This window comes from Cohnella cellulosilytica (genome assembly GCF_042431195.1).
Lineage (GTDB): Bacteria > Bacillota > Bacilli > Paenibacillales > Paenibacillaceae > Cohnella > Cohnella cellulosilytica.
On sequence record NZ_JBHMDN010000015.1, the window covers coordinates 75,525 to 96,110 of the forward strand.

A 20,586-nucleotide genomic window follows, 5' to 3' on the forward strand; every position below is an offset into this window, starting at 1 on the left:
CGCCCGCAAGCGGCAGTCGTGCTCAACAGAGGAACTACAATCGGAGGGATGGAGAACATGAAATCCACAAGCTATTCCCGCAATCGTTTGCTGACTGGAGCGATGTCTTTGCTGCTGCTGTGGTCCGTTTTGCTCGCGGCGTTCCCTTATGCGGCTTCCGCCGCGCCCGGAAGCAGCGCGAGGCTGAGCGCCTTGTCGCTCAGCGAAGGAACGCTGTCGCCCGGATTCGAACCGGGGCGGACGACGTATGCCGCGAGCGTCACCGACAGCGTGTACGGACTGGCGGTCACGCCTGTCGCCGAGGATGCGGACGCCGCAATTGCCGTCTCCATTAACGGCGAGAACGCCGTACCGGTCGTCAGCGGCTCGGCCAGTCCGGAGCTGCCGCTGGAAATCGGCAACAACGTCATTGCCGTCCGCGTCATCTCGGGCGGCGGCGAGACGAAGAGCGCGTATACGATCCGGATAACCAAAACCGCCGTCGTGCTGCAGCAGGGCGCCGGGTATTCCGGACAGAAGGATGTCCATGTCAGCGAAGGCACGCACCGGGATAAAAACACCGGGGCGCACGAGGCGGTCGAAGTCGGTTACTTCGATCCGCTGGCGGCGGATCGGAAGTTCGGACTGTTCCAATTCGACCTGTCGTCGATTCCGTCCGACGCCGTCTTGACGGAAGCCCGGCTGGAGCTCAACCTGGTCGGCACGCGAGCGCGCAGCGCCGGCCGTTATGACAAGGTGCTGCACCTGCACGAGCTGACCGGCGCCTGGGATGAAGGAACCGGAACCGGGTTCGACGGCACGGTCGGCGCGCCCGGCGTCATCTGGAACACGAGGCCCGGCTTCGATGAAGCGATAGCGCTGGATTCCAAGCTGGTCGGAACGACGCTGAATCAATGGTATGCGTGGGATTTGACCGGCTTGGCCCAACGGTGGGTCAGCGGAACGACCGCCAACTATGGCGTCATTCTCAAAGAAACGGACAGTGCGAGCGATGAGGAGACAGTTCCGTCGACGAAAGATTTCGCATCCGCCCAGCATGCCGATTCGGCCATTCGGCCCAAGCTGGCGCTGAACTACAAGCTGCCGCTCACCGGCATTCGGCTGGACAGCGAGCCGCTGTCTCTGACCGTAGGTCAATTGCCGGTCTCGCTGGCGGATGCCGTCTTCGTCCGGCCGCTGAACGCGGAGCTGACGGGAGCGCCGGTATGGTCGTCCGCCGACGAGACGGTGGCGACGGTGAGCGCCGCCGGCGTCGTCACGCCCGTCGGCGAAGGGACGACCGAGATTCGGATCGACGCCTTCGGCGGCAGCGGCAGCTTCACCGCTTCCGTGCCGGTGACCGTAGCGGCGCTGGATACGGAGGGCACGCTGGCGGATCTGAGCGTCAAGGGCGCGGAGCTGGCGCCGGCCTTTCTGCCCGGCGTGCACGAATACGAGCTGCAGGTTCCGCTGAATGCCCGGCAGGTGAGCGTAACGCCGACGGCGTTCGCAGCGGACTCCGTCATTACGATCGCGGACGAGACGGGAGACGAGCAGACGGTCGTCAGCGGCAGCCCCGGCTTGCCGGTCCGGCTTCAGCAGGGCACGACGCGCATTCGGATCACCGTCCGGCCGGCGGGAGCGTCCGGTCCCGAAGCCGCCGGACAATACGTCATTACGGTGAAGCACCGGGAGACCGGAGGAGCGGGCGACGACATCATTCGCGAGTTTCTCGATCCGAACGGACGCACGCTGGTCGTCGCTCACCGGGGCAACTGGCTGAACGGAATGCCCGAGAACGGGCTGAACTCGATTCGCGAATCGATCGACGAAGGCGTCGATATGGTGGAACTGGACATTCGTACGACAAGCGACGGCGTGCCGGTGCTGATGCACGACGACAGCGTCAACCGGACGACGAACGGCAGCGGCAATGTCAGCAGTCTGACGCTGGCGCAGATCAAGTCGTTATGTCTTAAAAACAGCGACGGATCGATCAGCAATCCTTGCGAAACGATCCCGACGCTGGAGGAGGCGATGGCATTGGCCAGAGGCCATATTATGGTCAATCTGGACATCAAAAACGCCGACTGGGATACGATGTGGGACATTCTAATCCGCACTGACACGACGGATCACGCGCTGTACAAGACAAGCGCGGGCAAAGCTTCGACCGCAAGCTGGATGGCCCAATTCAAGGACTCCGCCGTTCAGCCGCTCTTCATGCAGCTGGCCTCCGATCCGGCTGTCGTGCACGACTTCTTGAATCCGGAGACGACGCCGTTTACGGTGCACGCCTTCGAAATAAGCTTTAACGACGACAATGCGCCGATCGTAGACCCCGCTTTGATTCGGGAGATGCACGATCGGGGCGCGAGAGTGTGGGTCAATACGATCTTTTCCGTTCCCGGGCTGGTGGGCAGACATGGCGATTACGCATTTCTGTCCGATCCGACCGCAGGCTTCCCGTGGCTGCTGGACCGGGGAATCGATATGATCCAGACCGATACGACGGAGCTTCTGCTTCAGTATTTGAAGGAACGGGGAAACGGTCCTTCGACGGGCGTAACCCAGACCGTCATGCTGCAGCAAGGACTTAACGGATACGCGGGGGCGGCGGATACGCACATTGTCGAGCTGCCGGAGAACAACGGCAATACGAGCAACTTCGGCAAAAACGCCCAAATCAAAGTCGGCCCGCAGCAGCCGGTGCTGCCCGTCATTGACGGCAATCTTCACGCCAAAGTGGCTGCGATCTCTGTTGTCGGCTCCAGCCCCGAGAACGAAGGCAAAGACAACCTGAACGATTTCTCGCTGTCCTCCAAATGGCTGACGATGCAAAATCAGTCCGTCGTCACCTTCGAAATGACCGAGCCTGTCGTCGTGCGCGGATACGCGCTGTCGTCGGCCAACGATACTCCCGGACGGGACCCGCAGGACTGGACCCTGGAAGGCTCGCTGAACGGCACGGACTGGACGGAGCTGGACAGGAAGACGGAGCAGACGTTTACGGAACGTTTTCAGACCAAGGTGTACCGCAATTTCACGAACGATACGGCCTACTCCCGGTATCGCCTCAACATTACCGCCAATCGCGGCGAATCGCTGCTGCAGCTGGCAGAAATTCAGCTGTCCGACGGAAGCGCGGCCAGGCCCGCGCTCCCGGTCAGTCAGGATCACCGCTACGGCCTGCTGAAGTTCGACCTCTCTTCTTTGCCGGCCGAAGCCAAGGTGACTTCCGCCAAGCTGGGGCTGTATTTGGTAGAGGCAGGCCCTTCGGGCGAGTCTCCGGTTCAGACGATTGCCGCGCACGCCATTGCGGAAGAATGGACGGAAGGCGGCGGAACCGGCAATAACGGCAGCCCGGTTCCGGACGGACAGCGGTGGACGACCTGGGCGAACCAACCGGGTTATCGCAGCGCGCCGTCGGCTACGGCCGTCGTGGACAAGCAGCTGTACGGCTGGAAGGAGCTGGAGATCGGCGCATTGGTCAAAGGATGGCAGGACAATCCGGCCTCCAACTTCGGTTTGCTGCTGGACAGCGGCGACATGGCGATGTCCTTCGCTTCTTCGGATAACGCCGTATCGGGCTGGCGGCCCAAGCTGGAGGTCACGTATACGATTCCCGTCTCGGGCATTGCGTTGACCCCGTCGGAGCTGTCGCTGGAAGCGGGCGAGCAGTTCCGATTGACCGCCGTCATCGTGCCGGATAACGGACTGAATCGCAGCGTAACCTGGCAGTCGAGCGATGAGACGGTAGCGCGCGTGGATCGCACCGGCCTGGTGACGGCCGTCGGGCAAGGAACCGCCGTCATTACGGCCAAGACGGCCGACGGCCAGCATACGGCATCGGCAGAAGTCATCGTTACCCGTTCGCAGGCGACCGCCTTTTTGCGAGATGTGCAGCTGAGCGCCGGAGGCTTGACGGAAGCGTTCTTCCCGGAGACGGCGGCGTATGCGGCGAACGTTCCGGAAGTGTATAACCATCTGGCGGTGACGCCGTATGCGGAAGACGACGAGGCGGCAATTGCGGTGGCCATTAACGGCGGGCCGGCGATTCCGGTCGCCAACGGACAGCCGAGCGAGCCGCTTCCGCTGGAAATCGGCGATAATGTCATCGTCATTACGGTGACCGCCAACAACGGCGCACGCGTCAAAACCTATCAAATTACCGTGCCGAAAGCCGCCGTCGCTTACCAGGAAGGCGTGGACGGCTACACGGGAACCGCCGATACCCAGCTTTCCGAAGGAACCGGCGGCTCGGGAACGAAATATTATCAATACAATCTGGGAGCCCAGCACGGCTTCGAGGTCGGCTATTATAATCAGAACGTGAGCGACCGGAAGTACGGAATGGTCCGCTTCGATCAGCTGCCGCTTCCCGAAGGGGCGATCGTCAGCGAAGCGAGCCTGAATCTGCATCATTACGCGCAGCGCAGTGCCAACCGCGCCCGGGACCTGTTCGTTCACAAGGCGAATGCGCCATGGGCGGAAGGAAGGGGCGGCAGCGGCGATTCCAACGACGGATCGCCTGCGGAACCGGGAGAAACGACATGGGAGAACTATATTACGAACGGCACGAATCCGTTCGCGCCGGAGCCCGTCGCTCAAGTCCGCATTGACGCTTATCCGCAATGGTACGCTTTCGACATTCCGGACATCGTCCAGAGCTGGGTCGACGCTCCGGAAATCAACTACGGCGTCGTGCTGAAGCCGCTGACGTATCCGGATGCGAGCGATTCGACCATGACCGGCACGAAGAAGTTCCATACAAAGGACTACACCGATCCGTCCTTGCGACCGTACTTGCGCATCGTCTATGCGCTGCCGGCGTCGGGCATCGCGCTGGACCGCTCCGAGCTGGATCTTCCGCTGGGCGGCGGAACGCAGTTGGCCGCAACGGTGAAGCCGCTGAACGCGATCGACAAGACGGTCGTATGGTCTTCCGACAATGAGCTTGTCGCCCGGGTCGATGCGACCGGTTACGTAACGGCGATCGGTCCAGGCACGGCTGCGATTACGGCGGTTAATGCCAACGGGGATGCGGCGCATGCGGCCGTGACCGTTCGCAACCCGGGGACGTCGGCGGAGCTGACCGGACTGACGCTGTCTTCCGGAGTCGTGTCCCCGGCCCTCACGGCCGGCCGATATGGGTATGACGCCATTGTACCTGCAGGGGCATCCGGCATTCGCGTTACGCCTGTAGCTGCCGACGCTCACGCCGCGATTGCCGTACGCGTAGACGACGGCGAGCCGCAAACCGTGAAGAGCGGGGAGCCGAGCCGGCCGCTGGTGCTGGGCAACGGATCGAGCCTCGTTCTCTCGGTCACTTCCGAGGACGGATCGGCGAGCCGAACGTACACGCTGTCTGTCGTCACGGCGTCGGGCTTGAGCGACATTCGGCTGTCGGCCGGCACTCTGTCTCCTGCCTTTGCTCCGCAACGGCTGCAATATGAGGTGAACGTGCCGGGCGGAACATCCGACATTGTCGTGACCCCTTACGCACTGGAAGCCGGCAAGACGATTCGAATCCGCACGCCCGAAGGGGCGGATCAGACCGTAGCCAGCGGTCGGGCCGGAACGCCGATCTCCTTGCGGCCGGGGACGAACATCATTTGGCTCGAGACCGGTACGGCCGGGACGGCGGACAACCGGACGTACACGATTGCCGTGAACCGGCAGCAGGCTTCCGGCGGCTCCGGTGGCGGAGGGGGCGGAGGAGGGCCGATCGGCGGCGCGCCGTCCGCTGCGGAAACGGTCAAGCTGGGCGATGAGCTAACCGTCGCTATTCCGCAGGAGGAAGCCGGAATCCGGCTGACGCTGCGCAAGCTGGAGCGGGTGGCCAACCCGGCTCCGTTCGAACGGCTGAGCGACGTCTATGTCATCGACATGGAGCGCGCGCACAAGCTGAGCAAGCCGCTGACGCTGTCCTTCGCCTTCGAAGCCGGCAAAGCGGGCAACGGGAGAGCTTCCGTGTTCCGGTGGGACGAAGCCGGCCGCCGGTGGCTGGAAATCGGCGGATACGCCGAGAACGGAGTCATTACGGCCGTGACGAACGAGATCGGCACGTTCGCGGTCTACCTTGTCGCCGGCGAAACTTCCGCCGATCCGCAGCCGGCCGGACCGACCGGGCCGACGGCATGGCCGGACGTGCGCAATCACTGGGCGGCGAGCGCGATTTCACGTGCGGCGGAGCGAGGGATACTGACCGGTTATCCCGACGGCAGCATGAAGCCCGACACGGCGATTACGCGCGCCCAATTCTCGGCGATGCTCGTTCGCGCGCTCGCCCTTGACGGCTCGCTCGACCTGTCCGGCTTCAAGGATCGCTCCGCCATTCCGCAATGGGCGGAGGCGAGCCTGGCCGCGGCGTCTTCCGCCGGCATTCTGTCCGGCTATGCGGACGGCACGCTTCGTCCGAACCAGCTCATCAATCGGGCGGAGATGGTCACGATGCTGATGCGGGCCTATCCTGCGGAGACGAATGCGTCGCAGCCGGAGCTGCCCGGCTTCAAGGATGAAGCGGCGATTCCGGCCTGGTCGAAAGCGTCGGTAGCCAAGGCGCTGCAGCTCGGCCTCGTCGTCGGCAGCCAGGGCGAATTCAAGCCCGCCGGCGCCGCCACCCGAGCCGAAGCGGTAACCGTCATCCTTCGTCTGCTGGACATTCAGCCTTAATCGTTATTGAGCAATGAAGTGCGCTTCGCGGGGGAAGTAACGCCTTGCGAAGCGTATTTCCTACTCACCAATCGGGAACGCGCAGTTTACCGAACTGCTGGTACAGGACAAGACAACCCGCGACATTGCACAGCAGTCGTTTATCCGTGAGAAAGCGGTCCGAAACTATATCTCGAATGCGATATATTTTGAAACACACCCAAATGAGAATGGCGGGAAGCCTTGATTTTATTTTTTTTTTGACACCACATTGTGATAAGTGATAATTAATTCGCTGTTCGTACTTTCGGAATACTTCTTCCGTATATTCTTTTAGCTCAACTCGTATTTTTTCTTTATTGCCACTCATTGTCTCCTCGTTTGATCCCTCTGGCTATTTCTGATTGCAACAAATCAATAATTCACGCCATCGGAGTACCCTCTCTTTAATGCTTAACGTAATGATGAATGGTACATCGAATGAGATATTTTCAAAACTTGATAGTGGTCATATTCTGCAGTTATGTCTAAGTGCAGAACTTTTTGTGAATAATGCAGGAATAGTGAGGGTACCAACGAATAAGTAACTAAGGCATTTGGGTGAATACAGAAATTGAAGTAATGGTGGTGAAAACGTGGATAATGAGATCAAATCAAAAGTGGAATTGATATTCCAAAGTCAGAATGGAATTGTCCGAACACGAGATTTTTTAAACGCTGGGATTACCCCATACTATATAAAAAAGTTAGAGTCACAAGGCGAAATCGTTCGAGTAAAGCAGGGTCTCTATCGACATGTTGAGTTTATTAATGGAACAGCAGACGAAATTGTTGAAGTCAGTAAATTGGTTCCCAAAGGGGTCATCTGCCTTCTGTCCGCTCTCTCCTATTATGAATTGACAACCTATAACCCTTGGGAATACCAAATTGCTATTCATCGCGGCAGCAAGAAGCCTAAGCTGCCTGACTATCCCCCCATCAAAGTGGTTTATTTGGCGGATACACAATATAAACTTGGGGTAAGTGAGGTCCGTGTACAAGGAACATTTGTCAGAATATATGACCGAGAGAAAACGATTTGTGACATTGTCAGGTATCGTGAGAAGCTTGGTATTGATCTCATGAAAGAAGGACTGAGAAATTACCTTCGCTCACCAGAGAAAAATATAACAAAGCTAGTTGCCTATGCAGACCAATTAAGGATCAGGACGGTACTACAGAAGTATTTGGAGGTACTTGTCTAATGAGTGAAATTAAAAACATCTCTGTTTCTGTCGCTGAACGATTAAAGAATATTGCCAGAGAATCAGGAAAAGCATTTGACTCGCTCTACAAAAGACGTTGATTTCCTTGCCAAGCCAATCGTGAATGATTGCTCATGATGATAGTCGAGCTAGACAATGGAATGCTTTTCTGAAACGAATCGGAATCAATGAAGTCCTTGAATTTGAGTTCGTCTTAGGTGCAATCATTTCTTTCTTGGAACCTATATATCAAAGCATTCTAAGAAAGCGAGAGTTCTTTGGGAAATGGAACGCTGCAGAAAAGATATGGTCGGAACCAGAAGTGAAAAACATAACGTTATTCTGATTTGAAAAAGGTTTTCTGTAACCTATTGACAACGGCCCATCGTCTATAATTAAGATAGCAACAATTAAATAACGGATTAAGTTGAGTCATTCAACGTTGGCGCGAATAGCGTCGGAAAGCCTCGCAAATGGAGTGATTCAGAGTGGACAAAGTATATAACCAAATTCAACAAATACGACAAAATCCGATTATACATCTTGGAAAAAGATCTTTGCACCTGCTTAAAGCGTATCTAGATGGCTATATAGAATATCACAATGAAATTAGCGATAAACCTGATTATTTTTTTCTTCCAAAATTTCAGGAATTTGTTCAGGAACGCTATAATATCAGTACGACACATAATTGGGTATCTCTGATTTCTTTCTACTCCAGCAGCGAAGAAAATGCATTTGATAATTTTTATAAATTGCTAGATGAATTCTTCTCTGAAAATGCTGATTAACAGGAAACTCTCACGCAGGTCTACTTAAATGAGCTTTGTGAATGCCACATGCGAGTGTAACAACTTTATGTGGTTTTCTTTTTGCCGCTAAAGTATCTCGTCGGTATTCCGCTCCGCGAGAAGCTTGTTAGGTGCGTCGAGGCTACCGTTCCATCCGTCCGTTGCACGTCGAGCGTTATCGCGTGAAATGCTCTCCAGCCACGCTCATAGCCTGGGCGAAGACGAAAATACCGGAGGAGTTGAAGCCGTACACCAGAGCTGTGTGAGGAGTAACATTTGAAACCTAGCGAAAAATGAAGGCATTCTACATGCGCTCATTCTTGCAAAGGAATTCTCCGGAATTAGAGATGGTAACCGTTAGTAATAACATGTCTAGAAGCAAACGAACGATGGACAACGTACATTACAATGGACCACTATGAAACATTTTTTCTTTATCGGAACTTACATGGAAAGGTATGGTAAACAAGTGACCTCATATAAAGATGATTTAAGAAAAGCAACAGTGTCTTTAAACGTTGGTAGTATTCATGATTCACAGGAGCTTCACTCTCTACTGAAGAAAGAACTTGAATTTCCGGACTTCTACGGAATGAGCTGGGACGCGTTTTGGGATGCAATTACGGGATTAGTTGAATTGCCGAAGACTATTAGTTTTGAAGGATGGGATAAACTACAAACCGTTCTACCCGAAGACTCGCAAATTTTGACTAGTCTATTAAGCAAATTTAACGAAGAACATCCCTCATGGAAATGTATTGTAGTTTATAAACAAGAAAAATAAATTTTACAAGAGCCTTGGGGTTGTTCTCAAAAGAGCCCATTTGGCTTTCTTGTTACTATTAAGTGTAATGTGATCGAGGGAGGTATTACCTGTTTCTGGCGGAGTCTGCTGACGCTAAATCTTTCGCTACTACGCATTATGAATACGATGCCGAAGGCATGCACACCAAGATGCCCCATCCATTCGGTATCGTGATGGCATACCAACATAATGAACGAAATCAATCTGACGTTACAGAGTTGATCGCGCTTGTTCTGCGAACAGGTCTAAGGCGTATTACCATTATAATGGGCACGGTGACGTAGTTGGGTTGGCGGATGAAGCTGGAAATGTCCTTAACCAATATACTTATGATCTGTGGGGAAATCCGGTAACAGCGCAAGAAACCGTCCCCAACCCTTTCAGGTACAGCGGAGAATTATGGGATTAAACGAACGATCTGCGATATCTGCGAGCCAGATGGTATGACCCAAGCATGGGGCGATTTATTAATGAGGATAGCTATGAGGGCAGCATTAATAATCCGCTGAGTTTGAACCTTTATACTTATGTGAGCAACAATCCTTTAACGCATGTGGACCCAAGTGGGCATATGCAAGTAAAAGCACTACAGAGTATCTCTAATAGATACAACTTAGGCCGAATTGCTAATGGTAATCTTGCGCCAATGGTTCTTATTGCCAATGGATTAGAATCCTCAAAAGGGATACAGAATGTGACCGTCTTCCATGACATTGCTCAAATTATTGCTGCAAAACAAGTTTATAAGGCTTTTGCGGGAGGACGGGTACTGATGCCCGCACTTGAAGTACCATTAAAGAGCGGCCGAGAAATCGATATTATGTGGAAAGATCAGATTTGGGAGGTTAAACCCTTCGGAACCAGTGCGGAAGAACAATTAAAAGCTTATACCGAAGAAGGAAACTATATTAGAGGTAAGGAACTGGACCCCGTTAAAGATTTTCACCTGTATGGGAACTTGTTCATGTCCGTTTACTTTACTTCACCGGGAGTTGTCAACTACTCCTTGAATCTAAAGCAAGATGGAAAGACAACGAATATGAGTGTTATCGAGGCTAGAAGTTATGCAAATAATGAGTATGCAGAAAGAAGCAGAAATGCTGGACTAGCTCAGGCGGGAGTCATAGGCGCGTTTAGTGTTGCAGGTAGAGTTGCTCAGGGTGCAGGAGCTGTAGTACGAGCCCTATTTAAAGAAGCATTTTCTTGGTGACATACAGATTAAAGGCGGTGACAAAGTGAAAACAGTACAGGAGAATTACTTAAAGAGTATTTATCCTATCGGTCTCAAACGCACACTAATTCCGTTTGAACGGGATGGGAAATGGGGCTACTTTGATCAAGAAGGTAACATAAAAATCCAACCCCTTTATGATGATGCGGATGCATTTAGCGAAGGCCTTGCTGGCGTTCGAATCTCTGATTTCTGGGGAATTATTAACGAGGAAGGTTCTGTAGTCGTTATTCCAGAGTACCGCTTTGTTGGTCCGTTTGTTAAAGGACAATCTATCGTTAAGAACTCCGAAGGATATTTTTTAATTGATCAAAGCGGCTTCCAAATTAAAACAATTGCAGGAGACTTCGAGATAGACGAACCGATTGAACAGGCAGCTTCACACGAAGAGTTGATTAAAATTCAGCATGAAGAGCGATTCGGGTACATCAATCTTTCCGGCGACATGGTTATTTCACCTCAGTATGTAGAATCTGGGACGTTTAGTAATGGACTTGCATGGGTGAAGTCTGATCATGGCGGCTATTCTTTTATTGATTCCTCTGGAACTACAACTATTGAACTGCCAGGTTATATGATTCCTGATTCCTTCTCGGAAGGGATGGCAGCAGTAAGGGACATCGATAGTCTGAAGTCAGGCTTTATCGATACAAGCGGACAATTGATTATAGCGTTTAGTCTATCCAACCCCGATTCTTTTTCCGAAGGCCTAACGACTGTAATCGTCAATAACGGGAAGATGGGATACATTGATTCCCAAGGCCATCTCGTTATAGAGGGAACATATGATGAAGCTCTTCCGTTCATAAACGGAACTGCCCTTGTCTCGATTGGTGATAAGTCTGGTTTTATCGATAAGAAGGGTGACCTTGTCGCCCCTATGCAACAATACGATTATGTAGATATTCAGTCTTACTACTTGGACAGTAGTGTGGTACTTGTTCTGCAGGATGGGCAGTATAAATATATCAATCGGCATAGCGGAAAAACAATATTTGAAATTTAATAAACCCGAACCGGATGAAACAAACGGCTTGCCCGCTGTTGATTCATAAGCCGCAGGGCGGCTTACAGCCTTTCTAGACGTTAGAGACAGAAACTCTGTCCAACGAAAATGAAAGGCTACAAGCCACTCCTGCGGAGGAATCAACTTGTGGGCAAGCCGTTTGCTCTGGTCATCAGGTTAGGGTCAGGTTCTTTATGCTGCCGCGAGGCTAGGGATTAGGTTCTGTTGCCCGGCGACAGCCGCGCGATAGCCAACCAGATGGAAACAAACGGCTTGCCCGCTGTTGATTCACGAGCCGTAGGGTGGCTCACAGCCTTGCTAAACGTTGAAGACAGGAAACCCTGTCCAACGGAAAGTGGAAGGCTGCAAGCTGCTCCTGCGGAGGAATCAACTTATGGGCATGTCTCTGGCCAAAACGCTACATCCCAATGAGGGGGGTTATATCGATTCCAAACCCTATCATTATTGATTTGATTAACGCAAAGAAGAATAGCAATACAACAGCGATGAAACAATACTTAATTGTACGAACACCAGCCTCAGCAATTGTGCGTCTCTGAACAATAACATAGAAACTCGCATTACCTGCGATTAATGTGAATGCTAGTGCAACCACTTTGACCGGAATTAAATATACATAATTAGGTATCCCCGTATTTATCAAAGACATTACATAACCAAAAAAATAGAAAACCAAATAATATAATGCCTTCTGCTTAAACAAATTAAACCTCCTAAATGTCATTTACTCATGTTAGTGATTGTAATCGCACCATCAGAAATGCCGGACAGAATCAGCCCCGTATTTATTTCAACGGTTTTATATCTATAACCATTACTTGTTGAGTAATCAATTGTTATTTTAGTGATCTTTGTGTCTACTACCATATATCCTATATCTACTCCTTCTTTTTGTAATTGAAAATAACCACTGCACTTTGAGATATACTTGATGATTGTGTCGCTAGTTGTCTAGCAGACAACGACAATGAGAATACAGACATCCCCATCTGGATAGTAATGATAGTATTTCTTCATCATTACTACTTGATGCGGCGATAAATGTATTTTTAACAAAATGGGTGTTTTCAAACTGCACTTTTTTTGACAACTCCATAACTGCCAGGTTGGCACATACACGATTACTTTTCAAAGTGGAACAGTTTATCATGGAGTTGGACCAATCAGTCGTATGAACGAGTCTGCAAGATATCGGTCAAGTGTTAACAGTGATCCTGTAGTAAGTAAAGCATTTACACCTGCCGTCGACTGAAGAGCGGCATATATTGAGGAAGCTATTCGTATTCGTGATTCTGGTGGCCCACGTATTAGTCAAAATTACAACAGGATTAATAGCCTTGGAGCGAGATATCTGTATGAACAAGAAAAACAAAGGAGAAGATGACCTTGAATAATGACCGGGATGGATTCAAATTTGCTTTAGGTCCTCTTAATAGGAATGTCATTATAATTGAAGATCAAAGAATTGACGATTATGTCAAATACATCAACCAGAATGATATAAGATCGATTTATTTTAATTCCGGATACTATCATCTGGATAATGTTGATTGTCTAGAAAGACTACAGAACATTGAAACTATAAATATTGGAGCAGCGATATCAAATTTTGATGGTTTATACAGATCAAACGAAAGTATTAAATTACTATTGCTAGGCGATATCACAGGGCCAATTGATCTCATACGTATGAAGTCTGTGGAAGAAATGGCTATCGAGATGAATAAACACGTACTGAATTTGGAGAAGTGTACACAGCTAAAAGAACTACGTATATGGAAGTATAAGAAAAATAATCTTATAGAATTGTCAGACCTTACAAATTTAAGTTCAATAGCAATAACTCAAAGTTCACTTGTATCATTAGATGGTTGTAATCGAATGAATGGTTTGGAACAAGTCGAATTAAATTACATGAGCAAGCTTGAAGACCTCAGTCAACTAGCCGAGTTAGTGGACACGCTAAAGGTGCTCCGAATTGAATCATGTAAAAAAATTGATTTTGATTTTTTACATCGGCTAAAAAATTTAGAGAAACTTTCATTAATTGATAGTGGTTCGATTCCAAACTTGAGTTTCGTGAAAAATCTACCCAAGTTGAAGTTTCTTGTATTCTCTAAGACCAATGTAATCGATGGCGATCTCTCCTACTGTGAAGGAATAGAATATGTGGCTTTTGATAACAAAAAGCATTACACCCATAAGTTAAAGGACTTTGGATCCCAAATACAAACTTAAGCCTCAAACTTGCGACATAGCCCAAACCTGATGAAACAAACGGCTTGCCCGCTGTTGATTCATGAGCCGCAGGGCGGCTTACAGCCTTTCTAAACGTTGGAGACAGAGATTCTATCCAACGAAATTGAAAGGCTGCAAGCCACTCCTGCGGGAGAATCAACAAGTGGGCAAGCCGTTTGCTCGGGTCATCCGGTTAGGGTCAGGTTCTTTATGCTGCCGCAAGGCTTGGGTTAGATTTTACTGACCTGGCGACAGCCGCGCCATAGCCCAAGCGTATAGCAGGTCTTAATGCTTCAAAACAAAATAATCAACAATGGTCCAGTAAATCGTGAAACAATGCGTATTCTACTGAAACTTGTGGTCCGAAGACAGATACTCCTTTAGGAAATTCCAAGGCGCATACAACTTCATGCAGCTCTGCGTAACTTATTTTTTCATACCCCATATTACCCAACTGAGCGGAGATCATGTCCTCTAAGTCCTGTTGTATAAATGTATATGCCTGTGTACCGTAGCCATCAAGAACGGGGCTTAAAGACTCGCGCTCCAAATTGGGCAACGAGAATTCATGTTGAATATAATACACTGGGGCAAGTTTTGAAACCATAAAGTTACTACTAAAAATAACTTCGATTTCGTTTGTCCATTGAGAGTGCGGAACTGTAAATAGCCATTTTGCACTCGGCCATACTTGATTCTTGTTTTGCAGAAGTTGCTGAACTTCAACCCCTCTTATCTTGCAGAAATCTAGTATTTTAGTAGGCATCTCCCATATGCTTTCACAGTTTTTCACATAACTCGATTTGTCTCCAATTTCGTAATAACGTTTAACGGTCTGTACTACAACTTCTCTCAAACTTCACACCCCATCGTCATCTGACATTTAAATTGTGTCTTCCAGAAGGGTCTGCCGGTTTCGTTGGTTTAAAGTTGAAATTCACTTCTCCTGATGTTTTCCTTTACTATTAGTAAGTTCAAATTTGCCATGCTGAGTATCCACAGCATAAAGATTTCCGGTTGCTGTATCAAGGTAAACATCTCGGTTATTGAGTTTTGTTAAACCTGAACTTTTAACGAGACCTTTGGCGTCGGCAATAACTTTAGCTGTGTTTCTCACGTCAGCTACTCCCATTAGAATTTAAATGTTCAATTCTATGCTTAAACTCACCAACATCAAATAGGATTACTCCTGAACCCAGGATGATACCCTATACGCTCGCGGGAGCTAAATCCAATTGCTCTTTCGGCATAATGCGAATTTTATTTTGTTGATAAACCCCTGAACCACTTTGAAACCAAGACTGTTGTAGTACGGTATATCCTTGATTTACCGCTGATTGCTGAATAACTTTCTGCCCATCCTGAATTGTATCGAATTCTTCAGATTGGGAATCTCTCCATAACTCAATACCTATTACTCCAAGAATAAATAATTCGCCTTCAGCAACAGCCGTTGCTGCGGCTGCACAAGCTGCACCTATTGGAGGAATTAAACAAGCTGCTGCTGGATTGAGACCCGATGGATCAACATACTTTAACGGATTATTACGAACATACGTGTATAATAATCCATTTAGATACAAAAGATCCGACGGGACATTTACTCGAAGCAATAGTAATGAAACATGGTATCCCTGAAACTAAAAACGATTACTTCTACGAAACTCCGCAGTGGTTGGAAGAACTAGCTACAGCAAACAATTTTATACTGGAATTTTCACAGTTTCAGGCAAATAGCTTCTATAACAATATAATGATGTCTCAAGAGGATAAGATAGAGTATCTTAGAAAGAATCCGACTTCCGTATAAAGCAAATCCTGCTCATGATAGAAGAAGTCCGTATTATAATCCTAATAAGACACCAGAGCCCTTGGATGCATTAGATGTTTATAATAAATCTGTTCGTGGCGGTATGGGAACATGGTATGGAGTCAATGATAGCGGGAAAATCTATCAATTTTTTAGTGATAATGCGGGTAGCGTTCATTTTGCAGGAGAGATCAAGAAAGATAAATTGACAAAAGATATCCGAGAGCAGTTAGGAATAAGATAAGGGGGAACTTATGCTAATAGGCAATCCAGAAAGTTTTGCTACGGAATTTGAACTCAATAATAATTATGGCGGCGCTTGGATGTTCGGTAGGTTTTGCTATTGGATTAATGGCGCTCGTATTGGGGATTATGAATCTGGAGCTTCGTTGCGTGATGTATTATTCTTAATAGAAGATTTAGTTAGAGATCAAGGGAATCGTTCGAACAAAAACTTATTTATGTTAGATTATAAAGAGTTCTTCAATCGTCTAAATGAGGCTTTATATGGTGACTCCAGTAAGTATGATAGCATTGCTATTGAGGAAACCTGGGCACAATTCAATGTTTGTCCTCCTATCGATATTTTTGATAATTGGAAAATATTTATGGTGGAAACAAAAAAATGAGGCGCGTTTTGTTGTGAATAACCTAGCCTCAGAAGAGATTTGGGAAGGTACGATAAAAGCAGGGGAATTTGATGATGTAATATTTAGGACCTATAAAACTTTAGATGAAGTTTATGAAAAAGAATCCTCAAGCGAATAGAACCATATATTCGGGATTTCTTCATTCCTTCAATGGGAATAATAAGTTTAATTGCTTTGTCTCTTACTGCCTGCACGATTGTCTTCAATAGTTATTGCTATTTAAGGCGATATATGAAAAATAATCTGCTGGAGGAATTAGTCTTGAAAATATTAAAAATTGATTTTCCTACTGACCTATCTAAAATCCAAGACGTAGAAAATGATAATGTAGATGTTTTTGTTACATTAGACGATGGACTAACCTATTCTCTTGTCGTTACTACACCAAATAACTATTACAGGCTAATGGATAAAGAAAAAACGGATTTCATCAGTGCTGCACCACCTAGTATCATTGTTCGGAAATTAACTGAAGAAATCATTGGAAAAGCGGTGGAATCTTATCTGGCGGATAATGCATACTGGTTAAAATTATATTTTTTAGCTGGTAATAGAAGTAATGCTTTTGAGGTTGCGAGAATGGATAAAATGATTGAAGATATTAAAAAGAGTAATGAAGAAATCGCAAATTCGTAACCATCAAGGGCTTTTCCCCAGGATCTTTTCTTTTCTCTGTAAAGGTATGGAAAATTTGAGGTGGTGAGGTCGAAGGAAACATGTTTGCAAACCGCTGTTGGTAAGGGCTGTAACCAAAGGGGTTGTGAAATAAAGGGCAAATAATAAGGGGGATGAAAATACGGATATACTATACAATAAGGTTCAGCAGGTGAAAAAAAGACCTGGTATGTATATTGGAAAACCGTCCCTCTTCTTACTTCAGGCTTATTTGAATGGTTACGTAGCTTATCACAATGAAGTGAACATTGAGCAGAATTATTTTTTTCTCCCACAGTTCCAGCAATACATTCAAGGGCGATTTAAGATGGAGACTACACATAGTTGGGCAGAAATCATCACTTTTTATTCAAATAGCGATGATGCAGCTTTTGATGCATTTTATCAATTGCTTGATGATTTTGTTTCCGAAAATCAGCATTAAAAAACTTATATCAGAGCAAACGGATTGGACGGTCTCTGGGCAAACAATTATTCGATCAGGGTTTGTTTTCCAATAAATAAAACAAAAGAAAGCACAACTGTATTATGAGATAATACAGAGGGCTGTAACAAATATCTATCAGAATTAGGAGGTGAAACTTGACTACCGATATAATAATCGTATTGTTTTTAACTCCAATACTTATAATAATTGGATATCTTGTATCGATTAATTCCAAAATAAATAAATTAATGAAGACCGTCGAGAAAAACAAAGAAGGCAAATAGCGCCCTCTTTGTTTATTAAAATTAATATATAGAAGGTATTCTGCCAAGGTTTCTCGTCAAACGTTATCATGAACATACTTAGTCAAAATTGTACCTTACATTGTACCGCTTGTGGCGGATTTTGCAATGATGCTCACAGAGGAGTAGCTAGTTTATTATTTTATAAACTTACTCTAGACGTCAAACAATTGTTGGTGCATGTGATTTCTTAAAACCCTGGAATAACTGGGCGATTAGATATACATACGACTTTGGTTTTGAAGGACTTCCCAAATGTAAATCAGGATAGTTGTTCTGGTTGTCCAGATGTGCCCACTTATCTTAAAAATATCGTAATCACAACAGCTCGACATAAAAGGCCACCTTCGAATCAGAATGAAGGCGGCCTTTCTTATTTGTTTGTCCTAGTGTTTCAGTCTTGGCATGCCGTTCCCGCTTGCCTACGGCCGGAGCGGGATTACTCTGGAGCGCGACGGGCGGACGGTCGTGGCAGGCCGAGGTTCTCACGCAGCGTTGTGCCCGTATACGCGGTACGAAAACGGCCTCGCCGCTGCAGTTCAGGGACCACGAGGCGGGTGAAAGCCGCCGTCGGTCCCTGCAGGTAAGGGAAGCCCACAGCGAACCCGTCGGCGGCGCCGCCGTCGAGCCAGTCCTCGATGAGGTCGGCGAAGTCGTCGGCCGTCCCGGCAAGGATGCCATGCTGCTGCCGTTCCGCCGGATGCAGCAGAGCCGTAAACTCCCGAAGCAGCGCCTCGGCCTCGGCGCGTGTGTCTGCCACGAGCACCGAGGGGAGCACGGCGAGCACGACGAGCATGTCGGGATCGCGCCCGTTCGCCGCGGCGCGCCGGCGGATGTCTTCGCGGACCTCCCGCGCGTGCCGGGCGCCGCCGGGTGCGAGCACCAGGTCGGCCTCGCGCGCCGTGAGTTCCCGTCCCTCCTCGCTCATCCCGGCTTGCAGGATGACGGGGTGCCCCTGTGGCGGACGGGCGATGCCGAGTGAGTCGGTCACCCGGAAGTTCGCGCCGCGGTGGTCGAGCGGCCGGGTCCTCTCGGGATTGAACTCCTGTCCCGGCTCCAGGTCGGGGACGCTGTCCCACAGGCGCTTGACGACGTCGACGAACTCGGCGGCAACGTCGTAACGCACCGGGGAGCGCAGCAGCCTGGGGGCGATTCCGAAGTTGCGCGCCTCCGTTTCGAAGCGCGAGGTGACGACGTTCCAGCCGGCTCGACCGCCGGAGAGATGGTCGAGGGAGGCCAGGAGCCGCGCGAGCGAGTAGGGTTGGGTCAAGCTCGTCGACGCGGTCGTGATGAGACCGATGTGTCTCGTCGCCGCTGCAATCGCCGAAAGGAGCAGCGTCGGATCGAGCGAATCGTTCACCATCGAGTCGTGCTGGTGCGCTTCGTCGGGGCCGGGCATCGTCCCGGTAGTTTCGCCCAGGAACAACGCGTCGAAGAGACCGCGTTCCAGTTCCTGTACGACCTCGATGAACGCCTGCACGTCGGTGGCCGGTCGGTCCGGGCTGTTCGGATGCCGCCATCCGCGCAGGTGCGAGCCGGTCGAATGGGTGGCTGCAACAAGACGCGCTTGTTTCTTCACGCTCATATGACACTCCTCTCCGGTCGGGATAGGCCGAGTGAGTCGCGGAGCGTCGCGCCCTCCGGCGGGGCGAATACGCCGCGGCGAGCGAGGATCGGCAGCACCTCGTCGAGGAAGGGATCGGCGTCGGCGGGAATCAGCGGAAAGCGCACGGCGAACCCGTCGGCGGCGCCCGCCTCGTACCACTCCCCGATCCGGCCGGCGACCTGCTCGGGCGTGCCCGCGACGAATAGCCCGCCGGCGTCGTCCGGTGCGACCGGGCGCTGCGTGTCGTCGCGAAGCAGATGCTGCAGCTCGTCGCGCCGCCTTGCCGCCTCGTCCTCGGTCGAGGCGACGATGGGAATAAGCCTCGGCCACACCTGGACGCTTCCCGGCGCTCGGCCGGCGGCGACGAGCGCTTCATCAAGCCGTGCCCGGAAGGCACGGGCGTCGTCGATCGACCGGGCGGCGGTGAGCACGACGTCGGCTTGCCGGCCGGCGAGCGCGATCTCGGCGGCACTCGCGGCGGCCTGGAAGACGACGGGATACCCCTGCGGCGACCGCGACACGTTCAGGGGGCCTGCGACCCGGAAGTGCTTGCCCACGTGATCGAGCGCACGCCGCCCTCCGGGCCTGAAGTACAGCCCGGAACTCTTGTCGGCGACGATCGCGTCGTCGGCGTAGCTGTCCCACAGCTCCCGCACGATGCGCACGAACTCCTCGGCGCGCTCATAGCGGTCCTCGTGCGCATCGTGCTCATCGCGGAGGAATCCGCCGGCTCTCCGCGGCACGACACTCGTGTCGACGTTCCATCCGGCCCGCCCGCCGGAGATATGGTCCAGACTCGCGAGGCGACGGGCTACGTGGAACGGCTCGTTGAAACTCGTAGCGGCCGTGGCCACGAGCCCGATTCGGCCGGTGAGTGCAGCGAGGGCCGACAGGAGCGTCAGCGGCTCGAACGAGTTCGCCTGCGTCGAGCGGTTGGGCGAATCGAACTGTTCGCCCCGCATCGCCGCGTCGTCGGCGACGAACAAGGCGGTGAACCCGGCGTCTTCGATTCGTCGTGCATAGGCGGCTAGGGTGGCCAGGTTGAGCTCAGCGTCCCGCTGCGCTGAAGGGTGCCGCCATGCGGCGAAATGGCCGCCGGGCGGGAGGGCGATCGACGAGAACCGCAGCGTGCGAAGGGGGGTCATGC

Annotated in this window: 17 protein-coding genes and 1 pseudogene; 12 read left to right on the plus strand and 6 right to left on the minus strand. The window is 50.5% G+C overall.

Translation table 11 applies throughout. The annotated features are described in order from the left end of the window. The first annotated feature begins 57 nt into the window (after positions 1-57). The 7 genes and pseudogenes from ACFFT4_RS11530 (at position 58) to ACFFT4_RS11560 (ending at position 11,710) form a co-directional block, all read left to right on the plus strand. On the plus strand, positions 58-6,654 hold the full coding sequence (locus ACFFT4_RS11530) for a DNRLRE domain-containing protein (RefSeq protein ID WP_378047735.1): 6,597 nt from the start codon (positions 58-60) through the stop codon (positions 6,652-6,654). Positions 6,655-6,672: 18 nt separating this feature from the next. After that, a pseudogene (locus ACFFT4_RS11535) lies at positions 6,673-6,838 on the plus strand (LuxR C-terminal-related transcriptional regulator); the annotation flags it as partial. A gap of 430 nt (positions 6,839-7,268) precedes the next feature. Beyond that, positions 7,269-7,877: a type IV toxin-antitoxin system AbiEi family antitoxin domain-containing protein gene (locus ACFFT4_RS11540; protein WP_378047737.1), complete on the plus strand. Its 609-nt coding sequence runs from the start codon at positions 7,269-7,271 to the stop codon at positions 7,875-7,877. A 488-nt stretch (positions 7,878-8,365) separates the two neighbouring features. Continuing rightward, positions 8,366-8,668 (plus strand): hypothetical protein, encoded by a 303-nt coding sequence (locus tag ACFFT4_RS11545; protein WP_378047740.1) that lies wholly within the window; start codon positions 8,366-8,368, stop codon positions 8,666-8,668. Positions 8,669-9,086: 418 nt separating this feature from the next. Further along, entirely contained in the window at positions 9,087-9,452 is a 366-nt protein-coding gene (locus tag ACFFT4_RS11550; protein ID WP_378047742.1) for a barstar family protein, read from the plus strand. A gap of 448 nt (positions 9,453-9,900) precedes the next feature. Further along, on the plus strand, positions 9,901-10,683 hold the full coding sequence (locus ACFFT4_RS11555; protein ID WP_378047922.1) for an RHS repeat-associated core domain-containing protein: 783 nt from the start codon (positions 9,901-9,903) through the stop codon (positions 10,681-10,683). 25 nt (positions 10,684-10,708) lie between these two features. Continuing rightward, positions 10,709-11,710, plus strand: coding sequence for a WG repeat-containing protein (locus tag ACFFT4_RS11560; RefSeq protein WP_378047744.1), 1,002 nt, complete (start codon positions 10,709-10,711; stop codon positions 11,708-11,710). 418 nt (positions 11,711-12,128) lie between these two features. Here ACFFT4_RS11560 and ACFFT4_RS11565 read toward each other — a convergent pair whose 3' ends face one another. Further along, positions 12,129-12,434, minus strand: a complete 306-nt coding sequence (locus ACFFT4_RS11565; RefSeq protein ID WP_378047746.1) for a hypothetical protein — start codon at positions 12,432-12,434, stop codon at positions 12,129-12,131. Between the two features lie 683 nt (positions 12,435-13,117). Between ACFFT4_RS11565 and ACFFT4_RS11570 the strand changes: the two genes are divergently transcribed. Next, entirely contained in the window at positions 13,118-13,969 is an 852-nt protein-coding gene (locus ACFFT4_RS11570; protein WP_378047748.1) for a leucine-rich repeat domain-containing protein, read from the plus strand. A gap of 307 nt (positions 13,970-14,276) precedes the next feature. Here the strand turns inward: ACFFT4_RS11570 and ACFFT4_RS11575 are convergent, their stop codons facing one another. The 3 genes from ACFFT4_RS11575 to ACFFT4_RS11585 form a co-directional block, all read right to left on the minus strand. After that, on the minus strand, positions 14,277-14,825 hold the full coding sequence (locus tag ACFFT4_RS11575) for a hypothetical protein (protein WP_378047750.1): 549 nt from the start codon (positions 14,823-14,825) through the stop codon (positions 14,277-14,279). 81 nt (positions 14,826-14,906) lie between these two features. After that, a complete protein-coding gene (locus tag ACFFT4_RS11580) occupies positions 14,907-15,086 on the minus strand; it encodes a hypothetical protein (protein ID WP_378047752.1) in 180 nt (59 codons plus the stop codon). A gap of 91 nt (positions 15,087-15,177) precedes the next feature. Further along, a complete protein-coding gene (locus ACFFT4_RS11585) occupies positions 15,178-15,552 on the minus strand; it encodes a hypothetical protein (RefSeq protein WP_378047754.1) in 375 nt (124 codons plus the stop codon). Between the two features lie 288 nt (positions 15,553-15,840). Here ACFFT4_RS11585 and ACFFT4_RS11590 point away from each other — a divergent pair, with 288 nt between their 5' ends. The 4 genes from ACFFT4_RS11590 to ACFFT4_RS11605 all read left to right on the plus strand — a co-directional run bounded on the left by ACFFT4_RS11590 (position 15,841) and on the right by ACFFT4_RS11605 (position 17,528). Then, entirely contained in the window at positions 15,841-16,023 is a 183-nt protein-coding gene (locus tag ACFFT4_RS11590; protein WP_378047755.1) for a hypothetical protein, read from the plus strand. Positions 16,024-16,033: 10 nt separating this feature from the next. After that, positions 16,034-16,408, plus strand: coding sequence for an Imm42 family immunity protein (locus ACFFT4_RS11595; protein WP_378047757.1), 375 nt, complete (start codon positions 16,034-16,036; stop codon positions 16,406-16,408). 282 nt (positions 16,409-16,690) lie between these two features. Continuing rightward, on the plus strand, positions 16,691-17,065 hold the full coding sequence (locus ACFFT4_RS11600) for a hypothetical protein (protein WP_378047759.1): 375 nt from the start codon (positions 16,691-16,693) through the stop codon (positions 17,063-17,065). A 190-nt stretch (positions 17,066-17,255) separates the two neighbouring features. Next, positions 17,256-17,528, plus strand: a complete 273-nt coding sequence (locus ACFFT4_RS11605) for a hypothetical protein (RefSeq protein WP_378047761.1) — start codon at positions 17,256-17,258, stop codon at positions 17,526-17,528. Between the two features lie 744 nt (positions 17,529-18,272). On the opposite strand, the gene ACFFT4_RS11610 is transcribed toward ACFFT4_RS11605, so the two are convergent. Beyond that, the gene (locus tag ACFFT4_RS11610) at positions 18,273-19,418 is read right to left on the minus strand and encodes an NtaA/DmoA family FMN-dependent monooxygenase (RefSeq protein ID WP_378047762.1); all 1,146 of its coding nucleotides are present in this window, start codon (positions 19,416-19,418) and stop codon (positions 18,273-18,275) included. Further along, positions 19,415-20,584, minus strand: a complete 1,170-nt coding sequence (locus ACFFT4_RS11615; protein WP_378047765.1) for an NtaA/DmoA family FMN-dependent monooxygenase — start codon at positions 20,582-20,584, stop codon at positions 19,415-19,417. Before ACFFT4_RS11615 ends, ACFFT4_RS11610 begins: the two co-directional genes overlap by 4 nt. Positions 20,585-20,586 lie beyond the last annotated feature (2 nt).